Below are 14,045 nucleotides of genomic sequence, written 5' to 3'. Positions count from 1 at the left end.
GTGCGGGGTCGGGTGGGGTGGTGTTGCCGACGTATGCGTTCCAACACCAGCACTACTGGCTGGAACCGGCCGCCCAACCCACCGACGCCGGCGCGCTGGGCCAGAAACCCGCGGACCACCCGTTGATCGGGGCGGCCGTGGAGTTGCCGGAGCAGGGCGGTGCGGTGCTGACGGGCCGGATGTCGGTTTCGGTGCAGCCGTGGTTGGCCGATCATGCGGTGGGCGAGACCGTGGTGTTTCCCGGGACCGGGTTCGTGGAGTTGGCGGTGCGCGCGGGTGACGAGGTCGGCTGTTCCGTTGTCGAGGAGCTGACGTTGGAGGCGCCGCTGGTGGTCGAGGGCGGTGCGGCCGTGGTCCTGCAGGTCACCGCGGGCGCCGCCGACGACACCGGCCGGCGGTCGGTCGCCGTGCACTCCCGTACCGGCACGCGCGGCTGGACCCGCCATGCCACGGGTGTGCTGGCTGCGGAGGACACCGGTGACGCGGCGGCGTCCTTCGATTTGGCGCAGTGGCCGCCGGCGGGTGCCCGGCCGGTCGACGCGGAGGGCCACTACGGGCGGTTGGCGGCCGCGGGCTACGGCTACGGGCCCGCGTTCCAAGGGCTGAAGCGGGCGTGGATGCGCGGCGGCGAGGTGTTCGCCGAGGTCGAGCTGGCCGAACGCGAAGCCGCCCAGGCCGGGCGGTTCGGTATCCACCCGGCACTGCTGGACTCCGCACTGCACACTCTCGGCCTGGCCGCCGGCATCGCCGATGGCACCGGCGCCGAGGGCGGGGGTGTCGAGCTGCCGTTCGCGTGGAGCGGTGTGGAACTGCTGGCCTCCGGCGCCACCCACATCCGCGTACACGCCGCCCCCAACAGCGACGGCGGCGGACACACCTTCCGGCTTGCCGACACCGCCGGCCAACCCGTCGCCCTCATCCGCGACCTGGTCACCCGGCCGGTCCCGGCGGGCGGACTCGCACCGGCCGCCGAAGGCGCCGGGCAGGACGGCCTGCACCATCTGCACTGGGTGTCCCCGCCGGGCTGGGATCCGGCACCCGCCGAGGGCACCTGGGCCGTGGTGGGCGGTGCCGCCGGCGACGGCGGCGCGGAGTTGTCCGACGGGCTGCGGTGGTCCAGCGCAGAGGTGCAGGACGTACCCGACCTGGCGACAGCGGCGGACGTGCCGGACCTGGGCACCGTGCTCGTACCGTTCCCCCTGCTCCCTCTGCCGACCAGCGGCCGTCCCGGCGCCGACGGCGGCGCGGCGGCAACCGATGACCTGCGGCGTTCGCTCGATCAGGCCCTGGACGTGATCCGGACGTGGCTGCAGGACGACCGTTTCTCCCGCACCCGCCTGGTCCTGGCGACCCAGGGCGCCGTTGCGGCCCGGTCCGCCGATGCGGCGCCGGATCCCGCGGCGGCGGCCGTGCTGGGTTTGGCGCGTTCGGCGCAGGCGGAGAACCCGGACCGGATCGTGCTGGTGGACCTGGACGGGTCGCAGCGGTCCGCGCAGAGTCTGCGCACCGCCGCCGCAGGTACCGATGAGCCGCAGGTGGCGGTGCGCGGCGGCGAGGTGCTGGTTCCGCGGCTGGTGCGGGCGGAGGCGGCGGCGGAGCTGGCGGTTCCGGCGGGCGCGGGTTCGTGGCGGTTGGACACCACGGAGGCGGGCTCGATCGGCAATCTTGCGTTGGTGCCGGCGCCTGAGGCCGACCGGGAACTGGCGCCGGGCGAGGTGCGGGTCGCGGTGCGTGCGGCCGGGCTGAACTTCCGCGATGTGGTCGTGGTGCTGGGCATGGTGCCCGAGCAGGGCGGCGCGATCGGCGGCGAGTTCGCGGGCGTGGTCACCGAGACCGGTCCCGGGGTCACCCGGTTCGAGGCCGGCGACCACATCATGGGCATGGGCGAGGGGGCGTTCGGCCCCGGCCTGGTGGTCGACGGGCGGACCGCGGCGCCGATGCCGCAGGGCTGGACGCACGCCGACGCCGCCTCCGTCCCGGGAGCCTTCTGCACGGCGTACTACGGGCTGCGGGATTTGGCGGACTTGCGGGCCGGGGAGCGGGTGCTGGTCCATTCGGGTGCGGGCGGTGTGGGCATGGCCGCCGTCCAAATCGCCCGGTATGCGGGTGCGGAGGTGTTCGCGACCGCTTCGCCGGGCAAGTGGGACCGGTTGCGGGAGTTGGGGGTGGCCGAGGACCACATCGCCTCCTCCCGCGATCTGGGCTTCGCCGAAGCGTTCCGGACACTGGTGGGCGATGCGGGCATGGACGTGGTGCTGAACTCGCTTGCGGGCGAGTTCACCGACGCGTCGCTGGACCTGCTGGGTACGGGCGGGCGCTTCATCGAGATGGGCAAGACCGACCGGCGCGACCCCGCCGCGGTGGCCGAAACCCACCCGGATGTGGTGTACCGCAGTTTCGACCTGATGGATGCCGGGCCCGAGCGCATCGGCGCGATGCTCGGCGAACTGTTGTCGCTGTTCTCCGCGGGCGCCCTGGCGGGTCTGCCGGTGCGGTGCTGGGATGTGCGGCGGGCGCCGGAGGCGTTCCGGCACATGGCCCAGGCCAAGCACACGGGCAAGCTGGTGCTGACAATGCCGCGCGAGCCCGACCCGGACGGGACGGTGCTGGTCACCGGCGGTACCGGCGGGCTGGGGGCGGTGCTCGCCCGCCACCTGGTGGCCGAGCGCGGCGCGCACCGGCTTCTGCTGGCCTCGCGCCGCGGCCCTGATGCGCCCGGCGCCGCCGAACTGCGGGAGGAGCTGGAGCGGGCGGGTGCGGTGGTCGACATCGCCGCCTGCGACCTCGGCGACCCGGCCGAGGTCGAGGCGCTCATAGCCGCGGTGCCGGCCGGACATCCGCTGACGGTCGTGTTCCACACCGCCGGAGTGTTGGACGACGGGGTGGTGTCCTCTCTCGACACCGCAAAGGTGGACCGGGTGCTGCGGCCCAAGGCCGATGCCGCCTGGCATCTGCACGAAGCCACTCGCCACCTGGATTTGGCCGCCTTCGTGCTGTACTCCTCCTCGGCGGGCACCTTGGACAGCGCGGGCCAGGGCAACTACTCGGCGGCCAACGCGTTCCTCGACGCGCTTGCCGCGTACCGCTGCGAGCAGGGCCTGCCCGCCCTCTCCCTCGCGTGGGGGCTGTGGGAGCAGCCCAGCGGGATGAGCGCGCACCTCACGGACGCCGACGTCGCCCGCATCGAACGCTCCGGGTACCGGCGGATCACGGTCGCGGAGGGCGAGCGGCTGCTGGAGGCGGCCCTTGCCGGGGCGCGCCCGTACGTGCTGCCGCTGCCATTGGACACGCGGGCGCTGGCCGCGGCCGGAACGGGCCTGCCGGCGCCGCTGCGCGGGCTGGTGCGCAGCGCGGGCGGGCGCCGCAGCGCCCAGGCGGGCCCGGCCGCGGGCGGGGCGTCGACCCTGGAGCAGCGGCTGGCCGCGGTGCCGGAGGCCGAACGGGTCGGCGAACTGACGACGGTGGTACGCGAGTGCGCGGCCAAGGTGATCGGCCATGCCGGGCCCGAGGCGGTGCGCGGCGAGCAGAACTTCCTGGAGGCGGGCTTCGACTCGCTGACGGCGATGGAACTGCGCAACGTGCTGAACCGGGCGACGGGGCTGCGGATGCCGGCGACGGCGGTGTTCGACCGCGGCAGCCCCGCGGAGCTGGCCCGGTTCATCGCCGACGAAATGGCGTTCGACGCCGGCCAGGGCGCCGCGGGCGTCTCCGCCGCCCCGGCGGCGCCGGCGGGGGCGGCCGGGGGAGCGGGCGCGGACGGCGGCTCGCTCAGCACGCTGCTGCGCAACGCCGCGCCCGCGGGCAAGATCCAGGAGGGGCTGGCCATGCTGGAGTCGGCGGCCAAGCTGCGGCCGTCGTTCGGTTCGCTGGAGGAGTTGGACCGGCCCTGGCCGCCGCTGGCGCTGGCAACCGGCCCGGCCCGGCCGCGGTTGTTCTGCTTCAGCACTCCGATGGCGCTGGGCGGAGCCGCCCAGTTCGCCCGGCTGGCGGCGCGGTTCCAGGGCAAACGCGACCTGTACGCACTGCAGGTGCCCGGTTATGCCCCTGACGACAGCCTGCCGGAGACCGCCGAGGTGATCACCCGCATGTGGGCGGAGTCGATCGTCGAAGCCGCCGCCGGCGAGCCGTTCGTGATGCTGGGCTACTGCGGCGGCGGCAACTTCGCGCACGCCGCCGTCTCCTACCTGGAGGCGCGGGGGGTGTATCCGGCGGGGCTGATCCTGCTGGACACCTTCCTGCCGGGCAGTGCGGTGATCGACGACCTGGGCGGGCAGATGCTGGCGGGGATGTTCGAGCGGGCCGAGACCTACGGCCCGTTCAGCGATACCCGCATGACCGCGATGGGGCGCTACTACCGGTTGTTCCGCGAGACCGCGGTCGAGGAGATCGCCACCCCGGTGCTCTTCCTGCACCCGGACACCCCGCTGCCCGATTCCGGCGGCGAGCGCGTCAAGGAGGGCGACTGGAGGGCCACCTGGCACCTGGACCACGAACTGCGGGAGGTCCGCGGCGACCACCTCACCATGTTGGAGGAGGAGTCGGCGCACATGGCGCGCGTGGTCGAGGCGTGGCTGGCGCGGTCCGAGGGCGTTGAGGGCTCCTGAGCCGCCGGCGGTACCGGACCGGGACGCGGGGCGGGGTCACCGCCCCGCGCCCCCGGGCGCCGTTGGGCCGGCGGGCTCGGTGCGCCCGGGACGCCCGGCGGTCGCGGTTGACGCCGTGGAAGCCGCGGCCCCGGCGGATCCGGCCCCGCCGCCCCCGGGGAACGCGGGCGGCCGAGCCTCCGTGCCCTCAAGGAACAGGGCGAGGCCGTCGAGGTGGCGGTGCAGGCTGAACTCGAAGACGGCCTCCAGGTCGACGAGGTCGGAGACGCTGTCGCGGAGGGCGGCCTGCCGCGGGTACTTGTCGGCGCCCAGTTCCTCCAGTACCGCCGGCACCTTCACCGCCCGCCACTGGGACAGGGGCACGCCGCCGCGCTGGCCCGCGGCGATCTCGCTCACCCGCAGTAGGGCCAGTCCCTGCACGAGACCGCTCACGCTCAGGTAGACGCGGTGCGCGGTGACCGCGTCCAGGCCCAACCCGTCCAGCGCCCGCAGGCTCCGCTCGATCCCGGACAGCAGGCTGGGGACGAGCGGGGGCTGTACGGTCGCGATCACCTCCAGGACCCACGGATGCGTCGAGTACAGCGACCACTCCCACCGCGCGGCGGCCTCAAGCTCGGTCCGCCACCCGCTCGGGCCCCGTTCGGGCGCCTCGGGTTCGTTGAACACGGCCTCCACCATCAGGTCGATCAGCTCGTCCTTGCCGCTGATGTAGTGGTACAGCGACATCACCTTGACCCCGAGCACCTCGGCGACGTGGCGCATGGACATGGTCTCCAGGCCGTCGGAGTCGGCGATGCGGATCGCCGTGCGGACGATCCGCTCGCGGGACAGGCTCCCGCCGGAGCGCGGTGCCTCGCCGCGCTCTGGGACGGATCGCAGCGGGGGGCGCGCCGGGTGGCCGGGGCCTCCCGCTGCGGCCGCATCCCCGTGTTCTTGCTGGTCGGCGGCCCGGTCGGTGCCGGCGGCCGCGCGCGCCCGGTAAGCGCGGGCCTGACAGGAACGGGAGCAGTAGCGGGGTCTGCGCCCGCGGGCGGGGACGGTGAGTTCCTTGCCGCACTGTACGCACGTCGGCATGGGGCAGCCTCTTTTCATCACATCCCATTGGCTTGTGATGAAATATTATCACGCCAAAACCGTGATGAAATAAAGCCTGGCTCTCGTGATGAAATTTCCTCTCCGGGTGCCCGTCGATCTTGGCTTTCCCTGGTGAATAGGGAGCTTAAGGGGGTCATGGGCCGATGGCGGCGGATCTGGGTTCGGGTAGCCGATCGCAAGCACTGCCATATGGTGTACTCTTAAATTGCGCTTACACAGTACGAGAAAGGTGTGATCGATGAGTGTCGCAGAAAGCGGCGCCAAGGCCGGGGTCAAGGAGTGGATCGGCCTGGCCGTCCTCATGCTCCCGGTGCTGCTCATCTCCGTCACGGTGACGGTGCTGTTCTTCGCGCTGCCGTCGCTGACCGCGGAGCTATCGCCCAGCGGCGCCCAGCAGCTGTGGATCGTCGATATCTACGCATTCCTGCTCGCCGGCCTGCTCATCCCCATGGGCAACCTCGGCGACCGGATCGGCCGCAGGAAGCTGCTGCTGCTCGGCGCGGTGGCGTTCGCCGCCACTTCGGCGGTCGCCGCCTACGCACCCAGCGCCGAGCTGCTCATCGCCGCCCGCGCTCTGCAGGGGGCGGCCGCGGCGACCCTGATGCCGCCCACGCTCGCGCTCATCCGGACCATGTTCACCGACGCGCGCCAGCTCCAGATGGCCATTGCGGTGTGGGCCGCGGTGTTCACCCTCGGCAGCGTGGCCGGACCGATCATCGGCGGGTGGATGCTGGAGAACTTCTGGTGGGGCTCGGTCTTCCTGATGAACGTGCCCCTCATGGTCCTGCTGCTGGTCCTGGGCCCGTTCCTGCTGCCCGAGTACCGCGATCCGGCGGCCGGCCGGTTCGACATCCTCAGCGTGGTCTTTGTGCTGCTTGCGGCGCTGCCCATCGTTTACGCGGTGAAGATGGCCGCCGAGCAGGACTACGGGGTGCTCACCTGGGTCTCCGCAGTGGTCGGCGCGGTCTTCGTGGTGGTGTTCGTGCGCCGCCAGCGGCACCTCGACGACCCCATGCTCGACCTCGCGCTCTTCCGCGACAAGGCGTTCAGCGTCGCCCTGATCGCCGCGACACTCGCGGTCTTCGCGCTGGTCGGTACGTTCTACTTCATCACCCAGTACCTGATGTCGGTACTGGGGATGAGCCCATTCACGGCGGGACTGATGACCCTGCCGACGGCCGTCAGCTCGGTGGCCGGGTCGATGGTGGGAGCAGCGCTCACCCGCTGGTTCCGGCCGGGCAACATCATGGGCTTCGGCATGGTCTGCGGCGCGGTCGGCTTCGTGCTCGTCTCCCAGCTCGGTACGGCCTCCAACATTCCGCTGCTGTTCGGCGGCCTGCTGCTGCTGGGCTGGGGCATCGGCTCGGTGCAGGCGCTGGCCTCCAACATGGTGGTCGCCTCGGCACCGCCGGAAAAGGCCGGGTCGGCCTCGGGGCTGTTCGAGTCCTCCACGGAGTTCGGGCAGGCACTCGGCGCCGCGGTTCTGGGCAGCATCGGCGTGGCCGTGTACCGCGCCACGCTGATCGGCGACATGCCGGACGGCGTCCCCGACACCGCGGCCGATGCGGCCTCGGAGACCGTCGGCGGCGCCATGGCGGCCGCGGCCGAGCTCAACACGGCGGTGGGCGAGGCACTGGCGGCCGCGGCGCGCACAGCCTATGTCAGCGGTATGCAGGCGGCGGCCGTGGCCGGGGCGGTGGTCATGCTCCTCACCGGCCTGCTGGCGTTCATCAACCTGCGCAACGCCCGCATCGAGTCGGACGACGCACCGGCCGGCGAATCCGGCGGAAACTCCGGCGGCGAGACCGGCGGCGAGCCCGCCGCGGAAACCCCAGTGAACTGACCCGACCGCGGCGGCGCGGAGACCGCCCCGCGCCGCCGCTCCTACCGGTGGGTGCACCTCCCTGCAGGACGGGAGGCGCGCACCCCGGTAGGGGGAAGCCCGCACCATTGTTCCGCTGAGCCGGCGCAGCCACGCTGGAAGCGGAACCTCACCGCTCGGGTAGGCCCTCCGCGCAACGAGCTCACGGCCCTCGGCGCGGAGAACCGATAAGGGTCGTCACCCTAAGTCACGTCCAAAATCCGAAGGGGAATCCGACGACGTGAACGACCAGCTCCTGCAGACGTTCTTCAGCCCTGCCACCCGCGACGCCGTCCTGCAAGGGGACTTCATCGACCACTGCACCCCGGAGGCCGCTTCCGGCACCGCCGACGACGCACCGGACAGCGGCGACGACGTCCGCACCGACGCCGAACACACCGCCGCCCTGCTCGCCGCCGAGGCCCGGATCGGCGGCGCATCCACCGTCCTGGAGATCGGCGGCGGCTGCGAGAGCCTGCTGCTTTACCTCGCCAAGCGGTTCGGCTGCCGCGGCGAGGGCGTGTTCCCCGATGGGGATTACGTCCGCTTCGCCCGGGAGTCCCTGGCCCACCAGCGGTACCGGCTCAACATCGACTTCCGGCGCGCCTCGGCCATGCACCTGCCCTACGGCACCGGCAGTTTCACCCACGTCGTCAGCAGGGACGCGCTGCAGGGCGTGCCGGACACGCGGCGCAGCCACGCCGAGATCCACCGGGTCCTGCGCCCTGGCGGCGCGTTTGCCTGCACCGAGTTCGTGCAGCCGCGCAGCGGCACCGGCGCGAGCACCCCCGAAGCAGGCCACGGCCTGCTGGGCGAGTGCGGACGGTGCTCGATGGTGGAGTACCAGGCCGCGCTGGAGGAGGCGGGGTTCGAGATACTCCTCGTACGCAGCCTCAACGGGCAGTTGCGGCGGTCCTACGAGCGCAACTCCGGTGCGGCCCGCGAGCGGGCGGAGCGCACCTCCGACAGCGCGGCGCGCGGCGCGATGCTGGACTACGCGTCCTCGTGCGACGCGGTGTGCACGGCACTCGACCGCGGCGAACTGGGCTGGGCAACCTTCGTCTGCCGCAAGCGCGACCCGCGCTGACCGGCCGGTCAGCGCCGCCCCGCGGTGAACACGGGCGCACGGGCGCACCGGTCGCATTGGCGAGGTATCGGCACCGCCGGGGCCGGGCCGGCGTCAATGCGGCACGGACGCCCCCGGCAGGTGCTGCGGCCGGTCGTCGGCGGCGGCCCGGTTCGCGGCCCCCAGTTCCTTGGCGGAGAACAGCAGCGGCAGGTCGTTGCGGCCGTTCACGTTCAGTTTCCGGTAGATCCGGGTCAGGTGCTGCTCGACCGTGCTGATGGTGATGTGCGCCTTCTTGGAGATCTCCCGGTTGGTGTAGCCCAGCGCCGCCATCGAGGCGACCCGGTGCTCCGCCGGGCTCAGGGGGCTTTGCGGCCGGCTCACCGCCGCCTTCCCGAAACCGTTCTCGAAAGCGCTGGCCACCTGCTTGCGCAGCGGTTCGGCGTGGCACCGCTCGCCGAGGTTGTCTGCCTGCTGCCCGATGAGCCGCGCCTTGTCGGTCTCACCCAGGGCGGCGAGGTCGTGGCTGAGGCGGGTGAGCGCGTGCGCCAGCTCCATGCTGTGCCCGGCGGCCTGCAGCATGTCGACGGCCTCGCGCAGCAGTGGGGGCCGCCGCCGCAGCTCCTTGGTGGAGGCCAGCACCATCAGCGCGAAACCGCGGATCCGCGGCGAATGCCCGTGCGGCAGGCCGTGGTGGAGGTCGAGCAGCTTGCGGGCGCGGGAGTAGTCCTTCAGCACCACCGAGACCGCTGCCGCACCGAGCCGCCAGGGAACCAGCAGCGGCGTGTCGACCTCCCAGGTGCGCATCAGCGTCCCGCACTTCAGGAAGTCGCTCAGGCCCACGTGCGACTGCCCCACCGCAACGTAGTAGCGGCCGCGCGCGGCCAGGAAATGCAGCCCGTAGCGGGTCTGGAAGACGGTCTCGGGCAGCGGGTGCCGCAGGTACTGCTCGGCCTGCTCGTACTGGCCCATTTCGGTGTAGGCCTCGATCAGGGTGGCCAGCGGCAGTGCCGCGAGCACGCCCAGGCTGCGCGGCGGCAGTACCTCCAGCGACAGCCGCGCGTACTCCACCGCCTCCAGCAGCTCGCCCTGGCGTTCGGCGATATGCGCGCGGAAGGCGGCGAGCACGCTCACCCACGTCGGGGAGGACCGCCGCTCGGCGGTTTCGAACAGCAAGCGGGCCAGGTCGGCCGCCTCTTCGGTGTGGTCGGAGTAGACGAGGCAGAACAGCGCGGCCTCGACCGGCTCGATGTTGCACCCCTCCAACTGCACCGAGTGCAGCACCTTCTCACCGGTTCGCAGCGCGGTGTCGGTCTCGCCGTCGTGCAGGTTGGCCGTCAGGGCGGTGACCGCGCGGCCGTACAGCCCGGTGGGCAGGAACCCGCCGTCCTCCTCCATGGGCGAGGGGCGGTAGGTGCCGCGCAGCCGGTGCAGTACCGGCGGGTGCGTGCTGGCCAGCCAGTGTTCGGCGGCCAGCCGCCACACGGCGGTGTCCTCGCCTTCGCGGCCCTGCTCGCCCTCGGCGCGCTCCAGCAGGCCGTGCAGCCCGACCGCCTCGTCGGTGTGGCCGTGCCACAGCATGCACATCAGCAGCCAGTGCACATCGCCACCGCCGAGCCGGCCCGCGTGGGCGGCCTGCAGCAGCCGCGGGGTGTAGGTGATCGCGGTGGAGGGGTTGATCCGCCACTCGGCCTTGGCCAGCGCCAGGGTCAGCGCGGTGCGGTCGTCCTCGGTGGCGCACAGGTCCACCGCGAAGCGCAGGTAGCGCATGGCGAGGTCGTACTCATCGGTGGCCAGCGCCTGGTCGGCGGCCTCGCGCAGCACGTCCAGGATCCACGGGTCGTGCATCGTGCCTCCGTCGAGGACGTGGTCGGCGATCACCGTGGACTGCATGCCCATGGAGTGCAGCACCTGGGCCGCGCGCCCGTTGAGGTCCCGGCGCACCTCCGGTTCGAGGGAGTCCAGGACGGCCGCCCGGGCGGCGGGGTGCCGGAACCCGTCGGCGTCCATCAGGCCGATGCCCTCCAGCCACGCCAGCGCCCGGTCCACGGTGTCGCGCTTGGCGCTCAGCATTTCCGCGATGAGCGCAGCCGAGGCGAACGAGTCCAGCACCGCGGCGGCGCGCACGATCCGCAGCGGTGTCGGGCCGATGCGCTGCAGCAGAGTGCGCACCGATCCGGTGAACCCGTCGGCGGCCACCGCGCCCCCGTCGTCGCCGCCGGCGGAGTTGCGCCGGTCCTCGATGAGCGAGTGCGCGAGCAGCGCGTTACCGCCGCTGATCCGGTGGATCTCGGCGGCGGTCCGGTCGCCGGCCTCGGCACCCAGCTGCTCCAGGGCCAGCCGCGCGATCGTCGCAGGTGAATAGGGGGCCAGCCGAATCCGTTGGCAGTGCGGGTGGTGCATCAGGTCGGTCTGGATGCGGAACGGAACGCCGCTGGGCCCCTCGTTCACGCTGAAAACCATGAACACGTTCGCCGAATGCATGCGGTTGATGAAATGCAGGAGAACTTCGAGGGAGATCGAATCGGCGTATTGGACGTCGTCGACGGTGATGAGAATCGTGTCGCGCTGCGACCGGCTGGTGATTATCTCCCACAGGCCCTGGGTGACCCCGATCCAGTTGAGGTCTTCGGGGCGGATGGCCGAGGGGTTCGAGGTGAAAACCGCGTCCTGCAGCAGTTTCAGCGCGTGCGGCTTTTCGCCGAGCAGTGCGGCCACGCTCTGGAAGATCTGGTGGACAACACCGAGTGACAGGTTTTGTTCGTTCCGTAAGCACGTCGCACCCAAGTGGATTGCACCGGATGCGATGGCCGAGTCGGCGAAGGTGTGGAGGGTTTGCGTCTTGCCGGACCCTGCCGGCCCGGTAAGCATCGCGATTCGCCCCCGCCCTTGCTTACTTTGTGTGAGCAGTGAGGTGAGGTCGGCTATCTCGGATTCGCGTTCAGCGAACTGCATGACTCCCCTTCGCCTGTTTGACTGTGGAGGAAGGTCCGCGAAAAGGCAGCGTGAACCGCCCGGTTGCGGGATGTTAACCCGCGCCACTGGGTGCGGCAAGGACTCCGAAGGTCAAACGGATGTGCCGTCGATGGGAGATCGGGCACACGCCGGCTAATTAATCGGCCCCTCGGGTGGCTATCGTATAGGAAGCTTTCCGGATTTAGGCAAGGGGGATGTGTCGGCGATGGTAATCATGGGTTCCGTTTCATGTTTTGCGAGCGGAGCGGGCGCGCAAGATCATATTTACTTCGAAACGGGACCGGCGTTCGACAAATCCGGGCTTGATCTGCGCGTTATAGGACTTCACGGTGGCCGGCGGGGGCGGGGCTCAGCCGGTTCCGCCGGCCGTGCCGGCCGCGCGGAGGACGTGCCGCCACCCGCGGGCGGGCGGCGGCGGCCGGTCATTCGGAACCCGCCCGTTGCCGGGCGGGGCGGCGCAGGACCAGGGCAACCATTGAGCTCACCGTGTCACCGGTGGCGATGAACCAAGGCCATAAAACGGACGCGAGCGACCATTCCGCAACCGTTCGGCTGCGGCGCACCGATCGAAGCGGATGCGGCGATCACTGGTCGGCTGGCTTTCAACGGATACGGGGGACGAGCGCATGCTCCAACCATACGCAGCTCGCCCTGCCGCCGTGAGTGCCCGCTTCCGGAGTTGTTGTGCGGGCGGGCCCGGCGTGAACTGTGCAAACATCCTGCCCACTGGCAACGTTCGAGATCATCGGGCGGGGGCCGATTGCGGCCACGCCTGCGCGGTTTCCCGATTTCCGCTGGTGGGCGGGCGAATGCTCGCAGCCGGCCGGCGAATTCCCCGGCCCGTTATTCCGGTGTTGGAAATGGTTTTCGTGTCCTGCGGCGGTGCCGAGCCGGGGCGGCCGGTTCAGGGGCAGAGCACGACCTGCGCCGCGTAGGCGAGGCCGGCACCGAATCCGAGCAGGAGCACCGGTGTGCCGGTCGGCAGCGAGCCGCTCTCGATGAGCCTGGACAGGGCGAGCGGGACACTGGCCGCCGAGGTGTTGCCGGAGTCGACCACGTCGCGGGCGACAACGGCGTCGTGCGCGCCGAGCCGGTGCGCGATCCGCTCGATGATGCGCAGGTTGGCCTGGTGGGTGACGATCCCGCCCAGTTCGGCCGGCGTGATGCCGGCGACCTCGCAGGCCTCCTGCGCGACGGCGGCGAGCCGGGTCGTCGTCCACCGGTACACGGCCTGGCCGTCCTGGCGGAACAGCGCCGGCGGGCCGTTGGGCCCGGTGGTCTCCAGGGTGATCGCCGATCCGCGGTCCGGGTCGGATCCCCAGACCACCGGACCGATACCGGATTCGTCTTCGCTGCCGGCCGCGGTGAGCACCGCGGCGCCGGCACCGTCGCCGAAGAGGACACAGGTCGCCCGGTCCTCCCAGTCGAGGAAGTCCGACATCTTGTCGGCACCGATGACCAGCGCGTTGCGGCTGGCACCGCTGCGCACGGCATGGTCCGCGGTGGCCAGCGCGTAGCAGAACCCCGAGCAGGCGACGTTCAGGTCGAAGACGGCGGCGCTGCCGATGCCCAGCCACTGCGCCACCCGCGCCGCGACGTTGGGCATGCGGTCCACAGCGGTGCAAGTGGCAACCGTTACGAGGTCGATGTCGGCCGCATCGACCCCGGATCTGGCCAGTGCCTTGGCCGCCGCGGCGCCGGCCAGGTCGGCGACGGTCTCGTCGGGTTCGGCCAGCCGCCGGGTGGAGATCCCCACCCGGGTCCGGATCCATTCGTCGGTGGTGTCCACGCTGCGCGCCAATTCGTCGTTGGTGACCACGCGCGAGGGCAGGTAATGCCCGAGTGCTGCGATGCGGGCACCGGTTTGGCGGATTCTCATCGGGCCTCCACTGGAAGAGGGCCCGCTCCGTCTTCGGTGCGAGCCGGGTGCAGGAGCTTTTGGACCGGTTCGGTAGTGGTTGCAGGCATGACTCTATAGCGGCCGTCGCGAAAGAGCGTACGTGTGCGGCGCTGCCGCGCGGTGGCCGGGAGGAGGTGCGGCGGCTGCGGCGGTCCCGCGGCACTGTATGCGCGGTGTATGGACGATCCGCCCGGTCCGCGACCCGGTGGCGTTGTCCCGTACGCACCTGCCGCCCCGCCGGCGGCCGGCGGCGTTACCCTGTACCCGCGTTCACCCGATCGGAACCTCCGCCCGATACCGGATCCGTCCGCGTTCCCGCTATCTTGGGGGAGATCCCGGCGATCCCCCCGTGCGGCGAACGCGCGTGCGGCCGGGGCGTCGCGTCCTGTGCGCGCGCTTATGCCTGCGGCGCAGCCACGCGTGCCCGGAGAACCCCCTCACGAAAGAGATCCGTCCCCCATGCCCGCCACCGAACGGCGCCGCTCCGCCGCTAGAGCGTTACCAAGAGCGTGCGAGCTCGGCGAGCCCGGTCATTGCGACCCC

The 14,045-nt window shown here is 71.6% G+C and carries 6 protein-coding genes; 3 read left to right on the top strand and 3 right to left on the bottom strand.

Translation table 11 applies throughout. From position 1 onward, the window contains the following. The first annotated feature begins 20 nt into the window (after positions 1-20). Entirely contained in the window at positions 21-4,604 is a 4,584-nt protein-coding gene (locus ACYVD5_RS05370) for an SDR family NAD(P)-dependent oxidoreductase (RefSeq protein ID WP_460999784.1), read from the top strand. Positions 4,605-4,640: 36 nt separating this feature from the next. Here the strand turns inward: ACYVD5_RS05370 and ACYVD5_RS05365 are convergent, their stop codons facing one another. Further along, positions 4,641-5,678: a TetR/AcrR family transcriptional regulator gene (locus ACYVD5_RS05365; RefSeq protein WP_460999783.1), complete on the bottom strand. Its 1,038-nt coding sequence runs from the start codon at positions 5,676-5,678 to the stop codon at positions 4,641-4,643. A 259-nt stretch (positions 5,679-5,937) separates the two neighbouring features. Between ACYVD5_RS05365 and ACYVD5_RS05360 the strand changes: the two genes are divergently transcribed. Continuing rightward, positions 5,938-7,542 carry an MFS transporter gene (locus ACYVD5_RS05360; RefSeq protein WP_460999782.1) on the top strand — a complete coding sequence of 535 codons (1,605 nt, stop codon included), beginning with the start codon at positions 5,938-5,940 and terminating at the stop codon, positions 7,540-7,542. Between the two features lie 259 nt (positions 7,543-7,801). Next, positions 7,802-8,647, top strand: coding sequence for a class I SAM-dependent methyltransferase (locus ACYVD5_RS05355; RefSeq protein WP_460999781.1), 846 nt, complete (start codon positions 7,802-7,804; stop codon positions 8,645-8,647). Positions 8,648-8,740: 93 nt separating this feature from the next. Here ACYVD5_RS05355 and ACYVD5_RS05350 read toward each other — a convergent pair whose 3' ends face one another. Next, entirely contained in the window at positions 8,741-11,581 is a 2,841-nt protein-coding gene (locus tag ACYVD5_RS05350) for a helix-turn-helix transcriptional regulator (protein WP_460999780.1), read from the bottom strand. A gap of 925 nt (positions 11,582-12,506) precedes the next feature. Continuing rightward, on the bottom strand, positions 12,507-13,481 hold the full coding sequence (locus ACYVD5_RS05345; RefSeq protein WP_460999779.1) for a beta-ketoacyl-ACP synthase III: 975 nt from the start codon (positions 13,479-13,481) through the stop codon (positions 12,507-12,509). Positions 13,482-14,045 lie beyond the last annotated feature (564 nt).

Source organism: Streptomonospora sediminis, assembly GCF_054778995.1.
This window is presented reverse-complemented; position numbering and strand designations above follow the sequence as displayed.